Origin of the sequence: Streptomyces anulatus (genome assembly GCF_014650675.1) — a bacterium.
Lineage (GTDB): Bacteria > Actinomycetota > Actinomycetes > Streptomycetales > Streptomycetaceae > Streptomyces > Streptomyces anulatus.
Window position 1 is genome coordinate 1 of sequence record NZ_BMVK01000025.1, and the last position, 22100, is coordinate 22100.

The window sequence follows — 22100 nt, forward strand, 5'->3', positions numbered from 1 at the left end:
TCGCTGCGGGAGTACCCGTCCGCCCGGACGTCGGACCGGGGCTCATCGCCCTGCGCGCTGTGCTCCGGCACTCACGCCTGCACCCCATCGACTCCCTGCCCTGGACCCATACGCGCGCCGGGTGGCGAGCCGCCGACAAGACCTGGCGGGGCGCGGAGGCAACCGGTGACCCGATGGACCTCGCACCGTAAAGCCGTGCGATCGCCCCCACGAAGCCGCTCGGGCCCTGCCCGTCGAACGCGACGACCCTCACCGCCGAGCACCGCGGCGCCCCCCTCCGGCAGCGAGAAGTCCGGGTGAGCGGCAGTCCATCTGGACGGGCCACGCCAGCACGGTCGTCATCCCGCCGCCGGGCCCTGCCAGCTCTTGTCGGCGGCGTGCCATCCGGCGAGCCGGCCGCGCTGCGCCTGGTCGCCGGAGGCAGGTTCTCAGTAGTCGCGATCGTCGCCGTCGCCGTAGCCGTAGTCCGGCTTGTGGCTGGGTCCGGGCTTCGTCGGGGTGGGGGTAGCCGTCGGGGGCCGCGTGATCGGCGGGGTGGTCGGCGGCAGGGTGATCGGGGGGATCGTGACCGGCGGGATCGTGATGGGCGGGTCGGTCACCGGGGGTTGAGTGGGCGGGGGTGTGGTGACCGGCAGTGACGTCGTTCCTAGCGAACCTGGCAGAGGCTTTGGTGACCTGCGTTTTCCCTGATGGGATGGGTTGTGGCGAGTTGCTGATCCTGGCGGCCCGCAGCGGCCCGATGCGCGCCGTGGCGGTCCTGATGGCGACTGCTTGCCGAGTCTCCTGACAGGCTGTCAGGAGGGTGGTGCGGTGCTGGTGAGTGGTCGGCCGGAACCGGTGTGCTCCCACGATCCTGCCGAGGAGTCGCGTTCGACGCCATCTGGCGCTCCCGGCGGTGACGAGGCGGCGCATGCCGGCGTCCTGGATGGGCCGAGCGCAGGGCGAGGATGGGATGCCCGCCCAGCACGCTGGCAGGCGCTGTGTCATCCAGCGTTGTTCTGCGGCACACGGAGGGATACCGGTTCGTCCTGACCGTCCCACACCACCTTGATCACGGCCGGAACGGGATCTTGGTAGTCACCCGCCATCATGAACGTGTGCGGCTCGTTCTCGCCCAGCGACAGCCCGGCCGGCCAGGACCTCATCGCCGGGTACTCTCCCACCGCGCGGATGTTCCCAGCGCGGGCAGCCCCCTGGTTGAACAGCAGGAACATGCCACCACCGCTGTACTCGATGCGGAGGTCCACCCGAGGGCGGGACGCCTCTTCCTCCGCCGCACGCCGCTCCGCCGCCTCGCGTCGCTGATCGGCCAGCGTCTCCTCGGCCACTGTGGCCGACCGTTCCGAAGCAAGGCGTGACAACCGCGCTTCCTCCACCGAAGCTTCAGCGGCTGCAACCGACTTCTCGGCCGCGTTCGCGGAACGTCGACCGTCCCGCTGCGCCCTGATGCTGATGACCAGCGCGACCACGGCGGCCAGGCAAGCCAGCCAGGCGGGCCAGTCCCCCCAACCCAACGATGCGGTCCACGACCGTGCGTATCCCCAGTTCATGGACGGACCGTACTGTCGCGGGCCTACGCGGCGCTGCCGGAACGGCGAGCGGAGTTCTTCGTGGCCTGGGGCCGGTCGCCCCGTGGGCGTTGTCAGTGGACGGGGTCACACTGCTGTCATGAGCGTTTCTTCGTCTCCCGAAGCCCATTCGTCCTGCGCCTCCCCGGTCTGGGTGGAGTCGATGGGCGGGCCTCTGATAGTCGTCCCCGTCTCCGCGTTGGATGCATGGCGCGGGTGTACGGAGACCGGGGTCATGGTGGGAGACGCCACCGCGCCGGACGACTACGACCGGGCCTGCGCGGTGGACGGTCTGGCCGGTGTGATCGCCGTCGGCGAGAACGGTGCGCAGGCACTGGTGTTGGCGGACGAGCCGGCCACGAGCTGCTTTCTACCGGAGCATCGGGCCTTCCTGCGGTGGCTCGCGGCTGACTCCGAGGCCGGGCTGAAGGCGGCGGCCAGGGCTGTTCTTGCCGACCCCGACACAGAGTGGGAGGAGTGCGGCACGTGGTCATCGGACGGTCCAGCCACACTCATGGACTCTGCCGAAGCGGGTTCCGCGCTGGACGCCGAGTATCCCGGCGGCGGGATGCCCTCCCAGGCGCCGGCGACGCTGCCTGCCGGCCGCTGGAGGGTCCGAGCCACCCATGCCAAGGCGGACGGAAAGAACTGGGTCGGCCTGGTCCAGATGCTGCCCGTCGAATCCTGAACGGTCAGCTGCTTCGGCTGAGTGCGGTCACATGCTGCGCGCAAGGTTGTGCGGGGCCTGTCCAAGACGGCTCCGGTGCCGTGACCCACACCAGCCACACCAAGATCATCTCGCCTGTCGCCTGTCGCCTGTCGCCTGTCGCCTGTCGCCTGTCGCCTGTGGCCAGGCGTTACGGGACAGCTCTCAGGCGGACGAGGCGCTTCGCCTTCCGATGTCCGGTCACTCCCTGGGTAGGACAGCCGGAGTCGCTCTCACCCGCCCGGCGGAGGCGGTTCCGTACCCGGAAGGATCCTGACCGGCCTCGTCGGCTGCGAGTCTCGAAGCGCGGGTCGGTCCGGCCCGCGGACGCAGGGAGCGCAGATGTCCATGGCCAGGCCGACCACGACGAGCGAAGGACCGGCACACGCGCCACGCGGAGTGGGCCGCCTGCGGCAGGCGTGGCGTGCGGCTCACGAGCCCGCCGCGGGGGTACCGCGCTGGGCCCGCAGGGTCGCCTGCACCGTGCCGCTGGTGGTGCTCCCGTCCGGAATCTGGCGCCTGGGCGTGCTGTTCACCGAGGACAAACGGGGCGGGGCCATCGAAGACTGGGCGATGAACGGCTACATCGTCCTCCTCACCCTCCTCTCCGAGGTCCTCGCGTTCACGGCCGTCGGGCTGGTCGCCCGCTGGGGCGAGGTGGTCCCGCGCTGGATGCCGTGGCTGCGCGGGCGGCGGGTACCGACAGCCGCCGCGGTCGTCCCGGCCATGATCGGGGCGACGATCCTGACCCTGGTCTTCACGGTCGTCGCGACCGTCACCACGGTCACCCAGTCCAAGACCAATGGCGATCCGCTGCCGGCCGACTTCCCGAGCAGGGCCGGTGGCTGGGAAACCGTCTACTTCTACGCCGCCTACGTCCCCCTGGTCCTGTGGGGCCCGATGCTCGGGATCCTCACGTACGCGTACTGGCGCCGGCGTGGGTCGGCAACGACCGGGCCGCTGCTGCCGCCGACGAGCGGCACCATCACGTGATCCTTTGCCAGTCGCATCTCCTCGCGATGTTCTCCTGGGGAATCGTCCTTGCGACGTGCTCGGGCAGCGACGTACACCTCCGCAGCACCACCTCGGCGGGTGAGGAGATGAGACGGCCACCGGGACGAGAGCTCTCACGACGGTGATCTGTCGGTGCGCCGGCCGGAGTGCCCGATCATCCGCGTCACCGGTGCAGCCGGTGGGAAGTGGCCCGGGGCCTCTCCGTTGTCCGCTGCGCCGAAAGGTGTACAGGGGGATCGTCCGCGTGCACGACGTTCCTGACTGGTGGTCGGGCGAGCCTGGAAGGCACACGGGGTTGTCGATGGGAGTCGGCCCTGCCGTCAGAAGGAGCGCTGTGACCGAGCTGCACGTACGACATCCTCCGTCCGCGCCCACGGCCGCCGGGGCCATGGGCCGTGCGTTGGCCGGCGGCCTGATCATGGCGGTGGCTCTCGGTGTCGGCAACGGCCTCGGCCCCGTACTGGCGGACATCACCGGAGCCGGTGGCCTGGCCGCCCGGCTGATTGCCGCGGCCATCGTTACCGTCATGGCCGTGCCGTTCGTCCTGCGGCTGTCACACTCCCGGACGGTCGGTTTCGGCAGCCCGGGCGCGAGCCTACGGGCGTTCCTCACCGGCGTCGGGGTGACGGCCGCCGGAGCGGTGCTGGTCCTGGGCGCGGGCACGGCCATGGGACTACTCGTCTGGCAGCAGCTGGACCTCGTCACCCTGGTTGGCTTTCTCGTCACCAACACCGCCGTCGCGTTCCTGCTCGAAGCCCTGCCCGAGGAGACGACGCTGCGCGGCTACACCTGGACATCGCTGCGCGGACGGTTCGGGCCCGCACCGGCGGTGCTCGGCACCACAGCGGTCTTCATGCTCGTGCCGGGCGCATCGACGCTGGTGACGGCGGGCATCGCCCGGTTGGCCGGTGACGATCCGGGCCACATCGGCATCGCCCCGGAGGGGCAGCATCCGGTCGACTACCTCGTCCTCCTGGCGATCTTCAGCCTCACTCTGATCGCCGCCCGTGCGGCCGTGGGCCACGCCCCGCTGTGGGCGGCGATCGGCACGCACCTGACCGTCCTGACCGCGAACCGCATCATGCTGCAGGGCGAGGACCGCGACACGGGCGTGACGGTGGAGCAGACGTCCGGTGACGCGGTGCTGCTCGTACCGCTGTACCTGGTGGTCGTCGCGATCGCCTTCCTGGCGTGCCGCCGGGTCACGCGTCGGCACACGCCCGGCGAAAAGTAGGCGGTCACCGTCACCGGTCTGCTCGACGCCGGGCTGGTCCGACCCGCACGTCCTCGGTCAAGGAGGATCTTCATGAGCGTGTCGTAAGCGTTCCGCTGTGCGGCGAGCCCGACGTGCCGGTCTCCACGGAGAGAACGAAGTCCTTGTCGACGGTGGAGGAGAAGGTGTTGATCCGGTGAGAAATCCGGACCAAGGGCTGTCCCTGTCCCGCAAGGACTGCTCATGGCTCCGGGAAGGGCAGGGTGTAGTCCATCACCTGCAGCAACTTTCGAGCAGGGGCCGCCTCCTCCGGCCGTACGGAGGAGGCGACCCCCTCGATGACTGACCGGCCCGCGTACACGGCTGTCCTCGCGGCTGTCTCCCAGCCGGTCTGCTGCTGGTAGCTCGCGTCGTGCTTGCGGTCCCGGGTCGCCGCAGCGGCGGTGTGCCACTGGTCGGTCCGGCATATGTCTCCCAGCAGGTCCAGCAACTCGGCCCCGCAAGCCACGTGCGGGGAACCGACCAGTTCGAGAAGAAACGGGACCGTGGGAGCCGTCGCCTCTCCGACGACGAACCCCAGCGCACAGATGGCATCACCCAGGTCGTCGATGGCGATGCGGGCCATGTCCTCATCCCCGTAAGCGATCCGGGACAGCAGAGAGGGAATGCCACCGGCCGCAGCCCCCGTCGCATCGCGCAGTTCTCCCCAGCGGACCCCGGAGACGCTCCTCAACACACTTCCCACGCCCTGCTCCTCATCAGATCCTCGTGCCGGCCCCTGCGGCGTCCTGGAAGCCGTATATCTCAACCGGTCATGACGCCGGGTGGTCGAGCACATCTCATGGCCCGTTACATGCAACCTTGGGCTTGCGCCGGGAGTCGTTTCAGTCATGTCCTCCTCCCCGATTGTCCGCGGCCGCGGGGCCACTGCCACGCTGCGGAAGTCAGCCGTCATCGTCGACCGCGACCAGGTGCGCACCACCATTCCGTTCGAAGTCATTCAGGAGGCACGAGTAGGCGGACGTCGCGCGCGTACGGTCGAGATTGTTCTCACCGACGGCGTGACTCACGAACTCCGGGCGAACAACGCGACCTCCGCAACAGCGTTCGCGGCTGCCGTCAGCGCCGGCCTTCCGGTGGAACTCGATCCGCGCGGAAGCGGGCTCGTCCGAACCAAGAGGTTGCGCGCGCCCGAAGCCCCGCCACTGTTCACCGACTGGCGCATACCAACTGCGGTCCTCTGTGGCGCAGTCGCCTACTGCGGATACCTGATATATCTCGGCGTCGCGCATTCATCCGAGCTCATCATCGGTGCGGTCGTCGGCCTCTTCCCTCTCATCCTGGGCTCGGTAGGCACTTTCATGTCAGTGAAGCACCTGTGCGACAGGGTCGTGCTGCGACGGAGAGGCGTGACGGTCGAGGCGGTCTCCGCGCACAAACTGCATGGGAGATCGGAGTACCGATTCATCGACGGAGAGGGCAGTAAACGCACCTTCAAGAGTGCGCTCAACACGGGCATCCTCGAGGTGACCTACGACCCCAGGAACTCGAAGCGGATGGCTGCGAACATTCCGCTCCTGCTGGCCGTGCCGGTAACGGTCCTGAAGCTGGCTGTCGCCTTGGGCCTGGTGGCAGTGGGCGTGGTCGCCGCCTTCAGCCCCGTGATTCCCTGACGCCCCGTGTGCTCGCACCCGGCCCCTGGGCGGTCCTTGCACCCCCGGCCACGGACCGCCGGCCGGCACTGAATGCCCCGGCGCCTCCAGGAGGAGCCACCCACGCTCCGCCGGGCGCCGGGCTTTCGACCGCAGCCCCTCGACCTTCGCCGGCGTCGCTCCGAGGCCGAGCTCCACCGCGATCTCCTTGGCTCGCAGCGGCCCGTGACCTGTGGATCGCTGCTGTTCCAGCACGCCCAGAATCCGTTGACAGTCCGGCGCCGGAACCATCACCGGCCGGTCCGCTGCGGTATGGCGTGAGCTCCCACCGGGTGGGGCCCTGCGTGGAGCCTCGCTCCGATGATCAATGGTTCACGATCTCCTGAATTCACCATTACGTGTACTCTCATCGATGTGCTGACTCTCGCTGCTGACATCGAGGTGCTTGCGCGGTTCGGCCGCGCCCTCGCCGACCCGATCCGATGCAGGATCCTTCTCGCCCTGCGTGAAGCTCCGGCTCATCCCGCTGACCTCGCCGACGTCCTGGGGATCTCCCGGACCCGGTTGTCGAATCACCTGGCGTGCCTGCGCGACTGCGGTCTGGTTGTTGCGGTGCCGGTCGGTCGACGTGCCCGCTACGAGCTCGCCGACGAACGCCTGGGGCGTGCCCTGGACGACCTGCGCACTGCGGTCGTGGCCGTCGAGGCCGACAAGACCTGCCCGGACACGGACTCGAAGGGCTGCTGCTGATGACCGCGGAGATATCCATCGGCACAGGCCCGTCCCCGGCCCGCCGCGAGGTGTTGGCGAAGCGCATACGGCTGCTGGTCGCGGCCACCATCACCTACAACGTCATCGAGGCGGTCGTCGCGATCACCGCCGGGAAACTCGCCTCCTCGACCGCACTGATCGGTTTCGGTCTGGATTCCGTCATCGAGGTGTCCTCCGCCGCCGCGGTGGCCTGGCAGTTCTCCGCCCGGGAGCACGCCGTGCGCGAGGCACGGGAGAAGACCACCCTGCGGATCATCGCCGTCTCCTTCTTCGTGCTCGCCGCCTACGTCACCGTCGACGCCGTTCGGGCCCTGACCGGTACCGGAGAAGCGGAGCGCTCCATCCTCGGCATCGTCATCGCCGCCCTGTCCCTGGCGATCATGCCGTTCCTCTCCGCCGCCCAGCGCAAGGCCGGCCGCGAACTCGGCTCCGCCAGCGCGGTCGCCGACTCCAAGCAGACCCTGCTGTGCACCTACCTCTCCGCCGTCCTGCTGATCGGCCTGGTCCTCAATGCCACCCTCGGCTGGTCCTGGGCCGACCCTATCGCCGCCCTCGTCATCGCCGCCATCGCGCTCAAGGAAGGCCGCGACGCCTGGCAGGGCAAGGGCTGTTGCGCGGCGCCGGCCGCAGCCGGGTCTCTTCCGGCGTCCGAAGCTGACGCCTGCGGCTGCCGTTCCGGGTGCGGCTGCAGTACATGATCGGCCGGCCCCGGTGCCGCCGAAACCCGGGCTCCGGCCGCTCGGACGCATCGGACTCCAGGCCGGAACCCCGCGCACGGACCGGATCGTCCGGGCGCTGAGTCAGGAGTGCCGGCGGTGTCGGACGGGGCGCGCTCCCGGCGGATGCGGTCTGTCGGGTCGCTGTCGGTTCAGGTGGTCAGACCGCTGATGGCGTCGCCGAGGTACTTCACGCCCAGGACCAGGAAGAGGACGGTCATGATGGCGGTGTTGTGGCGGGCCATCCACGCCTTCCAGTCGCCCAGGACCTTCGCCGACTTCGTGCCTCCGCCGAGGTAGACGGCGAGGGGGAGGAGGGCGCACAGAGAGGCGATGAGGACCATGAGGACGCCGGCGACGGCCTTGCCCCCGGCCGTGGCGGTGGAACTCGCGATGGAGACGGCGCCGCCGACGGCGAGGACGAGGTTCTTGGGGTTGGCCACGACCAGGGCAGCGGCGAGGCCGGCGGCCTTGGCGGGAGTGAATGTGTCGACGGCCTTCATCCAGCCCGGGGTCGATGCCTCGTGGCCCTCGCGGGGCCTGTCCTTCCACTGCCTGGCGCCCAGGAGCAGGAACAGCAGACCGAGGGCGAGCTTGAGCCACAGGGTCCAGGGGGCGGGTCCGTCGGCGCCCGCCGCGCCCGCGCCGGAACCGGCGAGGATCACGGCGGTGACGACGGCGGTGAGGGCGATGACCCATCCGCCGGTGAACGCGAAGCCGTTCGTGCGCCCTTGGGGGGTGGCCAGCATGAGGATCACCGCGATCAGCGGCAGGGGGCTGATCGCGATGCCCACGGCCGAGGTGAGCATGTGACCGATGGCGTCACCCATGCGTCGTCTCCTTGCCGGACGGAACGGGCCGGGCTGTCAGGATCGGGGGGTGACGATGGCGAATCCGGGGTCGGGTTCGTCGAGGACGGACATGAGGGTGGCAAGGACGTTCGGGTCGCCGGTGTGGTCGATTCCGTCGAGGCCGCGGCCGGCGAGCATGCCCATGAGCTGTGGCCTTGTCAGGGTGAGTGTGAGGTCGGTGCCCTCCGCGGAGGCGGCGGTGACGGGGTGGTGGACCAGGACACCGTTGTGCAGGCTCGTCCTGTACGTCTGGTCGAGGTCGGTGAACCGCCACAGTGCGGTCAGGGAGTGGTTCCACGCCTTGGGGCCGTTGACGCGGATGGCGAGGGAGTCGAAGACCTGCTCGACGGAGAGCGCCGTGGCCATGCTGCCGGTCGCGATCGCGACCGGCTTGACACCGTTGCGGAGTTCGTCGGCGGCCGACAGGTAGTTGTTGCGCCAGGTGCCGCATTCGGAGCCGTAGCCCAGGCGTTCGAAGGTCTCGGCCAGCAGTTCCTTGGCCCGGGTGTCCTCGGGGGCGGCGAAGGTGGCGTGCTTGAGGAGCTGGGCGGCGAAGCGCAGGTCGCCTTCGTCGACGTAGGCGCGGGCTTTGGTCAGGACGGAGCCGAGGCCGCCCATGCAGTCGACATAGCGCCGGGCGGAAGCGGTGGGCGGGTGCTCCCAGAGAGAGGAGGGGTGGCCGTCGTACCAGCCCATGTACCGCTGGTAGATCGCTTTGACGTTGTGGCTGACCGAGCCGTAGTAGCCGCGGGTGTGCCAGGCGCCCGCGAGGCGGGGCGGCAGCTCGATCATCTCGGCGATCTCGGTGCCGGTGTGGCCCTGGTTGAGCAGGCGCAGGGTCTGGTCGTGGAGGTACCCGTAGAGGTCGCGCTGTTCGGAGAGGAAGGTCGTGAGGCGTTCGGTGTCCCACGTGGGCCAGTGGTGGGAGGCGAACAGGACGTCGGAGTCGGCGGCGAACAGCCCGATGGCCTCGGTGAGATAGCGGGACCAGATCCGGGCGTCGCGGACCAGGGCGCCGCGCAGGGTCAGGATGTTGTGGAGGTTGTGGGTGGCGTTCTCGGCCATGCACAGGGCGCGGCGTTCGGGCAGGTGGAAGTTGAGCTCGGAGGGGGCTTCGGTGTCCGGCGTGAGCTGGAAGCGGAACAGGACGCCGTCGAGGCGTTCTTCCTGCCCGGTACGGGTGATCTGCAGGGTGGGCGGCAGGAGGCTGGGCAGTCCCTGGGAGGCGGTGAAGCCGAGGCCGACGCCGATCAGGCCGCGCGGGCCGGGTTCCAGTTCGCCGCCGGTGTGGTAGACGCCGCGGCGCAGCATCGCGGTGCCGGCGTAGACGTTCTCGGCGACGGAGTGCTCCATGAAGCCCTCGGGGGCGACGATCGGAAGGTCGTCGTCGGGGCCCATCACGCCGAGTGTGCCGCCGAAGTGGTCGATGTGGGAGTGGGTGAACAGCACCGCGGTCACGGGCCGATCGCCCCGATGGGCCCGGTAGAGGGCGAGTCCTTCGGCGGCGCACTCCTGGGACACGAGCGGGTCGACGACCACGACCCCGCGCTCGCCTTCGATGAGGGTCATGTTCGACAGGTCGAAGCCCCGGATCTGATAGACGCCCTCGGTGACCTCGTACAGACCGGCGCGGGCGCAGAGTTGGGACTGGCGCCACAGGCTCGGGTCCGCCGTGTCCGGGCAGTCGTCCTGGAGGAACGCGGTCGCCTCGAAGTCCCAGACGACCCGGCCGTCGTCCGCCGTGATCTTCGCGTTCGCCGGGGCGGCCACCAGGCCCCGGTCGGCGTCCTCGAAGTCGGTGCGGTCGGCGAAGTCGGGGACGGTGTCACCAGTCACAGCGGGACCTCCAGATCGGGGTTGGCATGCCGGGGGCCGGTGCGAGCCCGGTCCCGCCATCCTCAGCCGACCGGGGGGCGGCCGCCCCGGGAGTGGGCCGAACGGGTGGCCGCCGTTCGCCACGGCGGGGGAACGACGGCCGCGCCGCTGTCCCGGGGGCGCCGGTGCCGAAGCCGATCTAGGGTCCCGTACAGATGCTCCCTCGGGGTTCCGGTCCGCTGCCGGCCGCGTGGCGCGTCACCGCAGGGAGAAGGGGACCTCTGGCCGGCCATGCGCACGCACACCCTCCGCAGGAACAGGATCCGCCGCCCTCGCCTCGGACGGCCCACGGGATCGGACGTGACCTCGGGGACGGTGACGGGCCTGTTCTCGATCCCGGAGGGAATGGCGTACGCGGCGATCGCCGGATTCAACCCGGTCGCCGGACTGTACGCGGGTGTGGTTCCCGCGATCGTCGGCTCCCTCACCTCCCGTACCGTCCTCATGGTCACCACTCTGACCAGCGCGATCGCGTTGACGTCGCAGAGCGTGCTCTCCGACGCGGGGCTCGACCCGAAGAACGCCGGAAACGTCGCACTCCTGACGGTGATGGTCGGTGCCGTCATGCTGCTCATGGGGGCGCTGCGGCTGGGCGCGGTGATGAGTTTCGTGTCGAACGCCGTCATGACCGGCTTCTCCACCGGTATCGCCCTCCAGATCATCACCGGCGTCCTGAAGGACGCCACCGGCTACAAGCCCGAGGGCCACAACAAGATCCATCAGCTCGGAGACTGGCTCCGGCACGTCGGCGACTGGCAGCTCGCGGCCACCCTCACCGCGCTCGCCACGATCGCGCTGTGGGCAGTCGCCCGTGCCGTGAAGCGGCTCGAACCGGTCGCGCTGCTGATCGCGATGGTCCTCGTGAGTGCGGCGGTCGCGGTCCTGTCCACGGACGTGGACCTGGTCAAGGACATCGCCTCCATCCCCGCCGCCCTGCCGTCCTTCACCGCCCCCGATCCCACGGCCGCCCCCGACCTCGTCCAGGGCGCGGTATCGGTCGCGCTGGTCGCCCTTGCCCAGGCCGCCGGCATCGCCCCGTCCATGCCCAATCCGGACGGCACCCGCTCCGACATCAACGGCGACTTCCGCTCCCAGGGCTACGCCAACCTCGCCGGCGGCCTGTTCCAGGCGCTGCCCTCGGGCGGTTCGATGTCCCGCACCGGCGTAGCCGTCTCGGCCGGCGCCCGTACCCGCTGGGCCGGCATCGTCTCCGGTGTCTTCCTCGCCCTGGTCGTCCTGCTGTGCGGCTCGCTCGCCGAACGCATCCCCATGCCCGTGATCGGCGGCCTGATCCTCGTCGTGGGCGGCGAGCTGATCTGGGGCAAGCGCCACGACATCGCCCTGGTCCTGCGTACGTCGTGGATGTCGGCCGGGGCGATGGCCGTGACCTTCCTCGCCACCACCCAGCTCCCGCTCCAGCAGGCCATCGCTCTCGGCGCGGTCCTCTCCCTCCTGCTGTACTGCGCGCAGACCGCCCGCCAAGCCCGTCTCGTCGCCCTCGTCCCGAAGAGCGACGGCCGCTGGGAAACGGCCCCGCCGCCCGCCACCCTCGCTCCGGGCGAGGTCACCGTCCTCGACTACGCGGGTTCCGCCTTCTTCGCCGAACTGCCCCGCATCGAAACCCAGCTGCCCTCACCCGGCAGCGTTCACGGCGCGGCCCTGGTCCTGGTCGTCCGCGCCCTTCCCGACGTCCCGTCCTCAGCCATGCTCAAACTCCTCGACCGGTACGCCCAACGACTGGCCGACCGAGGTAGCCACCTGATCCTCTGCGGCGTCCAGCCACCCCTCCTGCGCCTCCTGAAGCGCTCCGGGATCGCCGACCGGCTCGGCGAGGACGGGATCGTCCCCGCCACACAGGAACTGTTCGGTGGGCTTGACAGGGCACTCGCCACAGCCCGGAGCAGGATCAGCGCCGAGCAGGACAGACCTCCCCGATAGCAGGGAGACACTCATCAGCCGCAGCGTACGACGAGGGTGTGACAGCCCGGCCGAAAGCGAGCACGAACCCTGCCCCTCCCAACCCCGGCCTCCGGGGGCTGCGGGACGGGCAGCCCCCAATCCCGCTTGTCCACGGAGGGGACGCTGTGGGTCGCCTACCCCCCCACAGCTCGCCCGGAGTGCCGCCCCGACGAGGAGATCGGTGCGTTCGTCCTTCTCGACGACGGGTTCGTCGTCTCCTGGGTCAGTGCTTCCCGCCCGGTCCGTGGGGAACGGAGCCGGCCCACATCTCTGCCGCAGCCTCGCGTGGCCCGGTACACGCAGGAGGGCGAGTGCCTCTGGTCCACGCCGATCGCGCTCGGTGCGATGTCGTTCCCGGGCGTGGTGGAGATGGGAGACCGAACCGGATGGGAGCTCCGGCCGCGTCGGCCCCGGGTCCCGGAGGAGACCGGCGTGGACCACTGGGAGCCGCTGCTCGTCTCGGCCGACCGGATCGCGGCCGGCTTCACCGACACACGGGGCGGCATCGGGCGGACGTTCTTCCTCGACCTGGACAGCGGCGAGACCGTCTCGGCCACCTCTCCCGCTCCTGCGGGACGAAAGGCGATAGCGGGACCTGGCCAGTTCCTGATCGGATCCCAGGGCTACGGCGCGTTCACGACCGGCCGCTTCGGCCGCGATGGCGTCGAAATCGCGCGCTGGGCCAGCCACGGGGCCATGCTCGTCGACAAGAACGGCAGCCCCAGCGGCCCCGAGCTCGAGAACTGCCTGCCTTCGGGATCACGCTTCCGGCGGCTCGCACCGGACGACACCCTCGTGGACGGGCCGGCGCTGACGGGCTTCTACACGTCCTACCCGGCGATGGACTGCGAGGGAACCACGGTGTTCTGGCGTGACGGCAAGCTGCTCGCCGTGGACAAGGACCTCGTCGGGTACGAACTGTTCGCCATGGACGACGACCGAGCCGTCATCGGTCGCGCGCTACTGCTGGACGAAGGTGGCGTCGCCATCTCCCTGGACAACGAGATCCTGGTTTTCCGTACACCGCTGGGCCCCCTGGCCGAGGGCCCCTGGCCGTGCGGTGAAGCGAACCTTCACGGCAATCCCCTGGTGAGCTGAGACCGCGTGCGTGACGTTCGAAGGGAAGGGACCGTTGCCTCTTCCCCGGCCGGTTGCTGAGCACCGTACCCGGCCGGGCGGGCCGAGTACGGTGCTCAGTCACCCTGATGTGACGTGGGCCGGACCGGACCGGACTCTGTGGCACGCCTCAGTAGGCAGTGCTGAGTTCCCAGAACCGGAAGACGGTCGAGGTGTCCAGGCAGTTCTGCAGGCCCCGGACGTTCTCGTGGGCGACCGCGTACTGCTTGCCCTGCCAGAGCGGCAGAATCGGCAGCTGTTGCGCCACGATGTCCTGCAGTTTCATGTACTGCTGCCGCGTGTTCGCGCGATCCGTCATGGACGAGGTCCGCGGGATGATCCGGTCGACGATCTCCTCGTTGTCGTAGTTGTTCGACAGGACGTTGCCCTCGCCGAAGAACGGCTGGGTGAAGTTGTCCGGATCGGGGTAGTCCGGCACCCAGCCCTTGACGTAGATGCCGTACTTGCCTTCGGCGATGCCCTTCTCGTACTCGCCGAAGGGGACGGACTTCATACGGGCGTCGAAGAGGCCGCTCTGGTTCAGCTGATCGGCGATGGTGTCCAATTCGTCGTCGGTGGCCGGTCCGTAGCGGCTCGGGGTGGACCAGAGGGTGAGTTTCACCTTGTCCGCTATGCCGGCCTTCCGTAGCTCCGCCTTGGCCTGTTTCGGCTTCGGGCTGTCCCCGTAGGTGTCGAAGAAGGAGGTGCCGTGGCCCGTGATGCCTCCCGGGATGATCGAGTAGAGCGGCGCCGCCGTGGACTGGTAGACCTCGCTGACCAGGGAGTGGCGGTCGACGAGGTAGGCGATGGCCTTCCGGACGGCGAGCTTGCCGACGACCGGGTCGTCGACGTTGAAGACCATGTGCTGGACTTCGGCGCTGTTGCCCTGGACTACCTCGATGCCGTCCTTCTCCGCGGTGGACGAGGTATCCAGTTCGGCTATCGCCTTGGCGCTGAGGCCGCGGTAGGCGATGTCGACGTCGCCCTTCTCCAGAGCCGACTGGAGGGCCTGCTGGTCACCTTGGAAGAGCTCCAGGGTCACGCCCGAGTTCTTCACCTCGGCGGTGCCCTGATAGCCCGAGTAGACCGAGAAGACCGCTTTCCCCTTGTCGATGGAGTTCAGCTCGTAGGGACCCGAGCCGACCGCCTTGCCACCCTCGAGCAGGCCGTCCTCGGGGTAGACCTGACGGTCCACGATGGAACCGCCCCCCGAGGCGATCTTGCTGGGGAACGTCGCGTCGGGCACCTTGAGGCGGAAGACGACGGTCCTGTCGTCCGGGGTGCTGATCGACGCGATCGTGGAGAGCAGCGGCGCGGGGCCCGCCGGGTCGTTGATCCTGATCGTCCGGTCGAAGGAGTACTTGACGTCCGCCGAAGTGAGGCTGTTGCCGTTGCTGAACTTCAGCCCGTCACGCAAGGTGCAGGTGTACGTCTTGCTGCCGTCGGAGAACTCGCACTCCTCGGCAGCCTCCGGCACCGGAGTGGACGCTCCGGGCGGGAAGCTCAGCAGAGACTGGAAGACGTTGTTGAACAGCAGCCAGGACCCCGGGTCGTATCCCGAGGCCGGATCCGTGGCGATGATGTCGTCGGACATCCCGACGACCATCGTTCTCTCGGAGTCCTGGGAGCTGCAAGCCGTCAATAACATCGCTGCCAGTGCCCCGGCGATCAGGGTGCTCGGCCGCCTCGTACGAACCTTCACAGAACGTTCCTCATGCTCTCGGCCGGCCGCGTGGGGGGTGTCCCCGGACAACCGGATCAGGTCGGAAACGACAGCGAACACCGCGACCGTCCAGCGCTGTCGGGCCCGACCGGCTTGATTCTGCAGACCGACGGGCTGTCCGGGCTCGGTGTTCGTCAGGAACTCTTCACAAGATGACTGACCGCCAAATACCTGTCGGTGAACTGCAGTTGGCAGGTCGATATCAATCTCGCGATGGTGTTGGCAATCTACTGGTATACCGCGATGCGCACGGTCACATCGTACGAAAAAAATCTTCATCCAACAGCCCGCGAACCCACGGGAATCAACCCTGCGACCTGGGCAGTCCGGGTGTCTCAGCGATTTACCCCTTCAAGCCGGACGCTTCGTACCTCTGTATAACCTGTCGGTGTATACGAACAGATTGACGGCCCCTCAGGTGAACGCCGGACGATCGGATATCGCAATCGAGTTGCCCGAAGGTTCCGGGTGGGACGGGAATGTCCTCGCCCGGGCCGCGATCGGTCCCGCAGGTGTTCCGGGACAGGACCGGGACCTGATCGAGCGGGAGTCGCTGATGGCGTCGGCACGGCGGGAGCACACGGCACTCCGGGCGGGGGCGGCGTAACGTTGTCGGGGGACCTGTCGGTCGGCAGTGGGCGGCGGACGGGGGGAGAAGGGACGCGGTTCCGGTCGCGCGCTGTGGCCTTCCGAAGGAGGCGCCATGACTTCCATGACTCAGCAGGCGTTGGATCCGGTCCGGCAGGAGGAGTTCGCCGGCCGGATGGTGCAGGTGCTCAACGATTCCTGCCTGGGGTATCTGTGCAGTCTCGGGCACCGGACGCGGCTGTTCGACGTGATGGCGGAGCTGCCGGCGTCCACCAGTGAGCAGATCGCCGAGGCCGCGGGGCTGAACGAGCGCTATGTGCGCGAATGGCTGGGCGGGGTGACCGTGGGCGGGATCGTCGTGTACGACCCGGCGGACCGTACGTACCGGCTGCCGCCCGAGCACGCCGCCTCCCTGCGCCGCGCCGCCGGGCCCGACAATCTGGCCTCCTTCCTCCAGGACCTCGCCCTGATCGGCCTGGTCGAGGACGAGGTGGTCACGGCGTTCCGGGACGGGGGCGGGGTGCCGTACTCCTCGTACCCGAAGTTCCAGGAACTGCAGGCCGAGGAGACGGCGCGGGTGTACGACGCGGCCCTGGTCGACACGATCGTCCCGCTGGTGGCCGGTCTGCCGGAGCGGCTGGGCTCGGGCGGCGGACTGGACGTGCTCGATATCGGTACGGGCCAGGGGCATGCCGTCAACCTGCTGGCGCGGGCGTTCCCGGCCAGCCGGTTCCGCGGGGTGGACATGTCGGAGGGCGGGATCGCGGCGGCCCGGGCCGAGGCGGAGCGGCTGGGCCTGAAGAACGCGCGCTTCGACCTCGCGGACGCGGCCGCGGTGACCGGCCCGTACGACCTGATCACCGCCTTCGACGTGATCCACGACCTGGCCCGCCCGGCGGAGACCCTGGCGGCCGTCGCCGGTGCGCTGCGGGACGACGGGGTGTTCCTGATGGGGGACATCGCGGCCTCCAGCAAGCTGGAGGAGAACCTCGACCTCCTGCTGGGTCCCACGCTCTACGCCTTCTCGGTCTTCTACTGCATGACGGTCTCGCTGGGCGAGGGCGGTGCGGGTCTGGGGACCGTATGGGGCAGGCAGACCGCGCTGCGGATGCTGAAGGACGCGGGCTTCGGCGAGGTCGCGGTGCGCGAGGCGGAGGGCGACATCCTGAACGTCTACTACGTGGCACGCAAGGGGAGTTGAGGGCTCTGCGGTACGCGGCCCTTCCTTAGGCGGCCCGGCCGCTCAGCGCACCCGGAAGACCGGTCCGCGCGGGGTGAACGGCAGCCCCGCGCCCTCCGGGATCAGGTAGGCGTGCTCGCGGCGGACCCGCAGCACGTCGCACCAGCCGTCGGTGATCACCAGGACCGGGGCCGTCGGCGGGAAGTCGTCGGCCCGCTGCAGCAGGTCGATGCCGGGTTGCAGGACCGTGCCCCCGCGCCCCCTGACCCGTACCCGCCCGGCGATCTCCGTCGGCGCCAGATACCCGGCGTCGTAGGCGGCGGCGTCGCAGAACACCACGCGGGCGGCCGGCACGTCGCGGGCCTCGGCGTAGGAGGCGATCGCGCCCAGAGCCTTGGCGAGCAGCGGGCCGGACATCGAGCCCGAGGTGTCCAGGACGACGCCGAAGGTGCAGCGCGCGACCTCCTCGGGCGGGAAGGAGCGGCCCGCGCGCGGGATGTCGGGGGTCGAGGCCTGGCGCCGGGCGGGCCGGGAGTAGCTGCGTACCGGCTCGGGGCGGGGCACGAACTCGTCGAACCAGCGCGCCAGCCGGGCATCCCACGGGACGGGCGGGTGGGCGAGCGCGCGGATCTCCTGGACCAGTCCGGCCGGTAGCAGACCGCGCTGTCGGTCGGTGTGCAGCTGGTGGCCCTGGACGAGGGCGCGCCGGTAGAACGCGTCGAGGTCGACGGGGTCGGCGGTCCGGCCGGGCAGCGGTTCGCCCAGGATGTCGCCGGCGCCCTTGCCGCGCAGGGTCGCGAGGCGTCGGCCGCGCCGCAGCCCGGTAGCGATCCGGTCGTACACCTCCTCGGTCGACAGGCCCTTCAACTCGGCGTCGTACAGAAGCCCTTCGGGCATCGTGCCGACGTTCATCTCGACCAGCCAGCCGTTGATGACGTAGTCGGCGGCGACGTTGAAGAGATAGTGGTCGCGGGCGCCGCGCCGCCCGCCGTGCCGCAGGGCGGCGTGCAGCATCTCGTGGGCGAGGACGAACCGCCACTCCTCGTCCGTGAACCGCTTGAGCGGGTTGATGTAGATCTCGCCGGCGGAGGCGTCCACGGCGGCCACGGCGATGTCGTGCACGCGGGCGAGTTCGGCGTCGGCGACGACGGTCAGTCCGGCCGCGAGTCCGCCGAGCAGCGGGTAGGACGAGACGAACCAGTTGAGGGCGCGGTCCCAGGGACGCTGGGCGACGCGCTCACCGGTGAGCCGGTCCCGGCGACCGCCCGCGACGTCCATCGCGGCCGAGACCGTACGGGTCAGGGCGTACGCGAAGGCGAGCTGCCGGTCGGGCAGGGCGGTGTCCCAGCGCGGCCACTGGACCAGCAGCTGGTCGGGCTCGCCGTCCGCGGTGCCGCCCCGCTCGTAGGCGGCCGGGACGCCGGTCCTGCGCCAGCGGGCGGCGAGCTGCTCCTCGTCGCCGTCGGGGTAGCTCTCGGGGAGGTGGTCGGGGGCGGTGCCGATGGGGAAGGTGGCGAGGAAGCGGTTGACGACGGTGCAGCGGGCGGCGAGGTCGAAGCGGTCGGGCTGCTCGCGGAGCTCCTTGGCGGCGGGGAGGTGACCGAAACCGAGGTGGAGGAGGGCATGGGCGAGCGCCCAGGCCCACTCGCCCGGTTCGGCCCGGCGGGTGGGGTGGATGTGCACCCGCCCGTTGGAGTCCGCCCGGACGAGGCCCCGGCCGGGGGCGTCGGCGTTGCCCTTGGCGCGGACGAAGTCGGCGTGGACGGCTGCGAGGGCGGGGTTGCGGCGCACCAGGTCGGCACCGGCGGCGAAGGCCTCGGCGGCCGGGTCGGGGCGGTCCGCGCCCTGCTTGCGGGACCTGCTCAACGCCGGGCCTCGACCAGGCGCGGCATGTCGCGGGCGGCCTCCACCAGGAACCAGGCGGGCAGCACCGGGTTGCCGTCGGCGTCCTCGGCGATGACGGTCTGGGCGACCTCGACGGAGATCTCGGCGAGCTGGACGAGCAGCGACTTGGCGCGGTAGGAGGTCTCGCGCACGGCGGCCGAGGCGTGCTCGCGCCGGGCCGGGAGATCCTTCACGAGCCGTCCCCGGAACGCCTCGGCGAGGTAGTAGAGCAGGTCGCGGTCCTCGACGCGGCGGGGCCAGGAGGCGTCTCCCTTGATGATCGCCTCGATGCCGTAGGTGTGCCGCACGATCTTGGCGTACCCGCAGAAGGAGACGGCATGGGCGGGGGTCAGCGTCCCGTGGGCCACGATCTTCAGTGTCTCCTCGTCCAGCGCCGGCCCGAAGGAGTGCAGCGCGTCGGAGAGCATGTGCCAGGAGCGGGGCGTGGAGAACGGCTCCTCGGTCTTGGGCGGCTGCGACCACAGGTGGTCGGGCCGGTCGGCGAGGTAGTCCACCACCCAGGGGTGGATGCTGTTCTCGCCCGCCCACACCAGCCAGTCGGTGGCGGAGGCCCGCAGATGGACGTGGGTGAGTCGGTTGACGAGTGCGGAGGCGATGGGGCGTGCCAGGGCGTTGTCGGTGGCGCGGTTGCCGGCGCCGATCACGATCGAGCCTGCCGGGAGCTCGTAATTGCCGATCCGGCGGTCGAGGATGAGCGAGTAGAACGCCTTCTGCACATCCGGGGTCGCGGCGTTCAGCTCGTCCAGGAAGAGGCAGTACGGCTCGTCGCGGGCGATTGCCTCCGGCGGACAGAACACGGAGCGGCCGTCGCGGATCTGCGGCACGCCGATCAGGTCCTCGGGGGCGAGCTGCGTGCCGAGCAGGCTGACGCACTCCAGGCCCAGGGACTCGGCGAATTTCCTCACCAGGGAGGACTTCCCGATGCCGGGGGCGCCCCAGAGGAATACCGGGCGGACGGTGGCGAGCCCCAGAAGGAGCTCCGGGATCTGGGTGGGGGTGACGGTTACTGCGGCCTGCAAGCTGGTGGGCTCCTCCGGGAGGAATGTGCTGTTCGGTCAACGTAGGGGGCCGGCGGAGGCCGTCGCACCTGGTTTTCACTGCCCTGCCTATGTGCCGATGCGCCGACGTGCCGGCTCGCTGGGAGCCCCGCCGGCAACAACGTTTCCGTATGTCGGAGCAGCACCATAAATGGCGCCGATATACGAATGATGCTGAGAATGTGGTGGGGGTTGTGAGAACCCGCACGGCAACTCAGCCCGCAGCGGGCATGGAGGTAGGAATGCCGAGGCCTTTGTGGACCGGTGCGATCAGCTTCGGCCTGGTCACCATCCCGGTGAAGGTCGTCTCCGCGACCCAGGACCACTCGATCCACTTCCGCCAGGTCCACCTGGAGGATCTCGGGCGGGTGCGCACCCGTAAGGTCTGCGAGCTGGACGGCGAAGCACTGTCGCAGGACGAGATCGGCAAGGGCTACGAGCTCTCCAAGGAGCAGACGGTTCCGATCACGGACGAGGAACTGGACCGGATTCCGCTGCCCACCGCGAAAGCCATCGAGATCGTCGCCTTCGTGGACGCCGACAGCGTCGACCCGATCCGGATCAGCGACTCCTACTACCTCGCGATCGACGGCCAGGTCGCCGCGAAGCCGTACACACTGCTGCGCCGGGCGCTGGAACGCTCGGACAAGGTGGCCGTCGCGAAGTTCGCCTGGCACAACCGTGAGCGGCTGGGGCTGCTGCGGGTCCGGGAAGGGGCGATCGTGCTGCACTCGATGCGCTGGCCGGACGAGATCCGCAGCCCCGAGTCCCTGGCCCCGCGGCAGGTGGAGCTGGACGACGACGAGATCGACCGGGCAGTCCAGCTGACCGACACCATGGCTCTGGACAGCATCGCCGGGTTCCGCGACGCCTACCGGGACGCCCTGGAGGAGCTGATCGCGGCGAAGTCGGAGGGCAGAGAGCTTCCGGAGCCCGCCGAGGGCGAGGAACAGGGGGAGGGCAAGGTCGTGGACCTGATGGCCGCGCTGAACGCGTCGGTCGAGGCGGCGAAGGAGAGCCGGGGGGAAGGCGGGGGAGGGGAGGCCACGGTGCACGCGATGCGGCCCCGGAAGAAGACCGCGTCGAAGAAGGCGGCCTCGTCCGGAAAGGCGACCACCGGCCGGAAGGCGGGAGCGTCCGGGAAGACCACCGGCCGGAAGGCGGGCGCCGGGAAGACGACCGCGGCGAAGAGGACGGCCGGCGCCAAACGCACGGCGAGGAAGCGGAGCGCCTCCTGACCGAGGACCGGGACGGTTCCGTGGCGCGTCTGCCCCGCATCGCACCGATGCTCGCGACCCCCGGACGGCTGCCCCCGCCCTCGGAGGACACCTCGTACGCGTACGAGGTGAAGCAGGACGGGCAGCGGTGCATGGTCTACGCCCCCGGCGACGGTTCGGTGGAGCTGCGCTCCCGGTCCGGGGCCGACATCACCCCCGCCTATCCCGAGCTCGCGAGCCTGGGAACGGTGCTGGGCTCCCGCCCCGCCGTGCTGGACGGGGAGATCGTCGCGCTGGACGACGAGGGGCGCAGCGACTTCCAGCGGCTGCAGCCCCGGATGGGGCTGGCCGGCTCCCCGGTCAGGGCGGCCCGCATGGCCGCGAAGGCGCCCGTGCACCTGATGCTCTTCGACGTCGTGTTCCTCGACACGAGCCGGCTCACCCGCACCCCGTACTCCGAGCGCCGCGCCGTCCTGGAATCCCTGGACCTGGGCGGGCCCGCGTGGTCGACTCCGGCGGCGGTCGTCGGGCACGGTCGGCGGGCGCTGGAGATGACGCGGACCGCCGGCTTCGAAGGCCTCGTCGCCAAGCGACGCACCTCCCTCTACGAGCCGGGCGCCCGCTCCCGGGCATGGATCAAGATCCGGCACGTGCGGACCGAGGACATCGTCGTCGGCGGCTGGCTGCCCGGCCACGGCCGCCTCGCCTCCCTGCCCGGCGCCCTCCTCATGGGCCGCCCGGACCCCGGCGGGGGACTCCGCTACGTCGGCGGCGTGGGCACCGGCTGGAGCGACGACGAACGCACCACCCTCGCAGCCCTCCTCCACGCCGCGGCGACCGACATCTGTCCGTTCACCGAGCGGCCCGCGGTGGCCGGGGCCCGGTGGGTGGCGCCCCGGCTGGTCGGAGAGGTCCGCTACACGACCCGCACCAGGGCCGGACGCCTGCGTCAGCCCTCCTGGCACCGCCTGCGGCCCGACCTCACACCCGACGACCTCCACTGAGTCAC

19 protein-coding genes and 1 pseudogene are annotated in these 22100 nt (G+C 70.0%); 12 read left to right on the top strand and 8 right to left on the bottom strand.

Going from position 1 to position 22100, the window contains the following annotated elements:
- A pseudogene (locus tag IE272_RS38965) lies at positions 1-191 on the top strand (hypothetical protein); the annotation flags it as partial.
- Between the two features lie 237 nt (positions 192-428).
- On the opposite strand, the gene IE272_RS35965 reads toward IE272_RS38965, so the two are convergent.
- Positions 429-599 (bottom strand): hypothetical protein, encoded by a 171-nt coding sequence (locus IE272_RS35965; RefSeq protein WP_229897988.1) that lies wholly within the window; start codon positions 597-599, stop codon positions 429-431.
- Positions 600-983: 384 nt separating this feature from the next.
- The gene (locus tag IE272_RS35970; protein ID WP_229897990.1) at positions 984-1550 is read right to left on the bottom strand and encodes a hypothetical protein; all 567 of its coding nucleotides are present in this window, start codon (positions 1548-1550) and stop codon (positions 984-986) included.
- A gap of 181 nt (positions 1551-1731) precedes the next feature.
- Between IE272_RS35970 and IE272_RS35975 the strand changes: the two genes are divergently transcribed.
- The 3 genes from IE272_RS35975 (at position 1732) to IE272_RS35985 (ending at position 4522) form a co-directional block, all read left to right on the top strand.
- Positions 1732-2256, top strand: coding sequence for an Imm21 family immunity protein (locus tag IE272_RS35975; RefSeq protein WP_308433895.1), 525 nt, complete (start codon positions 1732-1734; stop codon positions 2254-2256).
- A gap of 366 nt (positions 2257-2622) precedes the next feature.
- Positions 2623-3267, top strand: a complete 645-nt coding sequence (locus IE272_RS35980) for a hypothetical protein (RefSeq protein WP_373304232.1) — start codon at positions 2623-2625, stop codon at positions 3265-3267.
- Positions 3268-3622: 355 nt separating this feature from the next.
- Positions 3623-4522: a CPBP family glutamic-type intramembrane protease gene (locus IE272_RS35985; protein WP_229897995.1), complete on the top strand. Its 900-nt coding sequence runs from the start codon at positions 3623-3625 to the stop codon at positions 4520-4522.
- Positions 4523-4742: 220 nt separating this feature from the next.
- Here IE272_RS35985 and IE272_RS35990 read toward each other — a convergent pair whose 3' ends face one another.
- Positions 4743-5246 carry a hypothetical protein gene (locus IE272_RS35990; protein WP_056707717.1) on the bottom strand — a complete coding sequence of 168 codons (504 nt, stop codon included), beginning with the start codon at positions 5244-5246 and terminating at the stop codon, positions 4743-4745.
- A 145-nt stretch (positions 5247-5391) separates the two neighbouring features.
- On the opposite strand from IE272_RS35990, the gene IE272_RS35995 reads away from it, so the two are divergent.
- The 3 genes from IE272_RS35995 (at position 5392) to IE272_RS36005 (ending at position 7622) form a co-directional block, all read left to right on the top strand.
- Complete coding sequence (locus tag IE272_RS35995; RefSeq protein WP_050361450.1) at positions 5392-6174, top strand: hypothetical protein; 783 nt, start codon at positions 5392-5394, stop codon at positions 6172-6174.
- A 393-nt stretch (positions 6175-6567) separates the two neighbouring features.
- Positions 6568-6903 (top strand): ArsR/SmtB family transcription factor, encoded by a 336-nt coding sequence (locus tag IE272_RS36000; protein ID WP_190009911.1) that lies wholly within the window; start codon positions 6568-6570, stop codon positions 6901-6903.
- Positions 6903-7622: a cation efflux transmembrane domain-containing protein gene (locus IE272_RS36005; RefSeq protein WP_190009913.1), complete on the top strand. Its 720-nt coding sequence runs from the start codon at positions 6903-6905 to the stop codon at positions 7620-7622. The genes IE272_RS36000 and IE272_RS36005 overlap by 1 nt, the downstream gene beginning before the upstream one ends.
- Before the next feature lie 170 nt (positions 7623-7792).
- Here IE272_RS36005 and IE272_RS36010 read toward each other — a convergent pair whose 3' ends face one another.
- Positions 7793-8470, bottom strand: a complete 678-nt coding sequence (locus IE272_RS36010; RefSeq protein ID WP_057661073.1) for a GAP family protein — start codon at positions 8468-8470, stop codon at positions 7793-7795.
- Positions 8471-8506: 36 nt separating this feature from the next.
- Positions 8507-10327 carry an alkyl/aryl-sulfatase gene (locus IE272_RS36015; RefSeq protein ID WP_190009915.1) on the bottom strand — a complete coding sequence of 607 codons (1821 nt, stop codon included), beginning with the start codon at positions 10325-10327 and terminating at the stop codon, positions 8507-8509.
- 339 nt (positions 10328-10666) lie between these two features.
- Between IE272_RS36015 and IE272_RS36020 the strand changes: the two genes are divergently transcribed.
- Together IE272_RS36020 and IE272_RS36025 are read left to right on the top strand one after the other, a co-directional pair.
- Complete coding sequence (locus IE272_RS36020; protein ID WP_229897997.1) at positions 10667-12304, top strand: SulP family inorganic anion transporter; 1638 nt, start codon at positions 10667-10669, stop codon at positions 12302-12304.
- Between the two features lie 453 nt (positions 12305-12757).
- A complete protein-coding gene (locus IE272_RS36025) occupies positions 12758-13423 on the top strand; it encodes a hypothetical protein (RefSeq protein ID WP_229897999.1) in 666 nt (221 codons plus the stop codon).
- A gap of 148 nt (positions 13424-13571) precedes the next feature.
- On the opposite strand, the gene IE272_RS36030 is transcribed toward IE272_RS36025, so the two are convergent.
- Positions 13572-15143 (bottom strand): ABC transporter substrate-binding protein, encoded by a 1572-nt coding sequence (locus tag IE272_RS36030; RefSeq protein WP_190009917.1) that lies wholly within the window; start codon positions 15141-15143, stop codon positions 13572-13574.
- A gap of 724 nt (positions 15144-15867) precedes the next feature.
- Between IE272_RS36030 and IE272_RS36035 the strand changes: the two genes are divergently transcribed.
- The gene (locus tag IE272_RS36035; protein ID WP_190009919.1) at positions 15868-16953 is read left to right on the top strand and encodes a class I SAM-dependent methyltransferase; all 1086 of its coding nucleotides are present in this window, start codon (positions 15868-15870) and stop codon (positions 16951-16953) included.
- Between the two features lie 42 nt (positions 16954-16995).
- Here the strand turns inward: IE272_RS36035 and IE272_RS36040 are convergent, their stop codons facing one another.
- On the bottom strand, positions 16996-18798 hold the full coding sequence (locus IE272_RS36040) for a vWA domain-containing protein (RefSeq protein WP_057661064.1): 1803 nt from the start codon (positions 18796-18798) through the stop codon (positions 16996-16998).
- Positions 18795-19856 carry an ATP-binding protein gene (locus IE272_RS36045; RefSeq protein WP_056707742.1) on the bottom strand — a complete coding sequence of 354 codons (1062 nt, stop codon included), beginning with the start codon at positions 19854-19856 and terminating at the stop codon, positions 18795-18797. The genes IE272_RS36040 and IE272_RS36045 overlap by 4 nt, the downstream gene beginning before the upstream one ends.
- A 260-nt stretch (positions 19857-20116) precedes the next feature.
- On the opposite strand from IE272_RS36045, the gene ku reads away from it, so the two are divergent.
- Positions 20117-21112, top strand: coding sequence for a non-homologous end joining protein Ku (gene ku / locus IE272_RS36050; RefSeq protein ID WP_050361460.1), 996 nt, complete (start codon positions 20117-20119; stop codon positions 21110-21112).
- Between the two features lie 20 nt (positions 21113-21132).
- Complete coding sequence (ligD, locus tag IE272_RS36055; protein WP_050361461.1) at positions 21133-22095, top strand: non-homologous end-joining DNA ligase; 963 nt, start codon at positions 21133-21135, stop codon at positions 22093-22095.
- Positions 22096-22100: the final 5 nt, after the last annotated feature.

Excerpts from the sequence above, each read along its gene's own strand:
- IE272_RS36010 (WP_057661073.1), bottom strand. The coding sequence starts at position 8,470 with ATGGGTGACGCCATCGGTCACATGCTCACCTCGGCCGTGGGCATCGCG.
- IE272_RS36035 (WP_190009919.1), top strand. The coding sequence starts at position 15,868 with ATGACTTCCATGACTCAGCAGGCGTTGGATCCGGTCCGGCAGGAGGAG.
- ku (WP_050361460.1), top strand. The coding sequence starts at position 20,117 with ATGCCGAGGCCTTTGTGGACCGGTGCGATCAGCTTCGGCCTGGTCACC.
- IE272_RS35995 (WP_050361450.1), top strand. The coding sequence starts at position 5,392 with ATGTCCTCCTCCCCGATTGTCCGCGGCCGCGGGGCCACTGCCACGCTG.
- IE272_RS35980 (WP_373304232.1), top strand. The coding sequence starts at position 2,623 with ATGGCCAGGCCGACCACGACGAGCGAAGGACCGGCACACGCGCCACGC.
- IE272_RS36005 (WP_190009913.1), top strand. The coding sequence starts at position 6,903 with ATGACCGCGGAGATATCCATCGGCACAGGCCCGTCCCCGGCCCGCCGC.
- IE272_RS35975 (WP_308433895.1), top strand. The coding sequence starts at position 1,732 with ATGGGCGGGCCTCTGATAGTCGTCCCCGTCTCCGCGTTGGATGCATGG.
- IE272_RS35970 (WP_229897990.1), bottom strand. The coding sequence starts at position 1,550 with ATGAACTGGGGATACGCACGGTCGTGGACCGCATCGTTGGGTTGGGGG.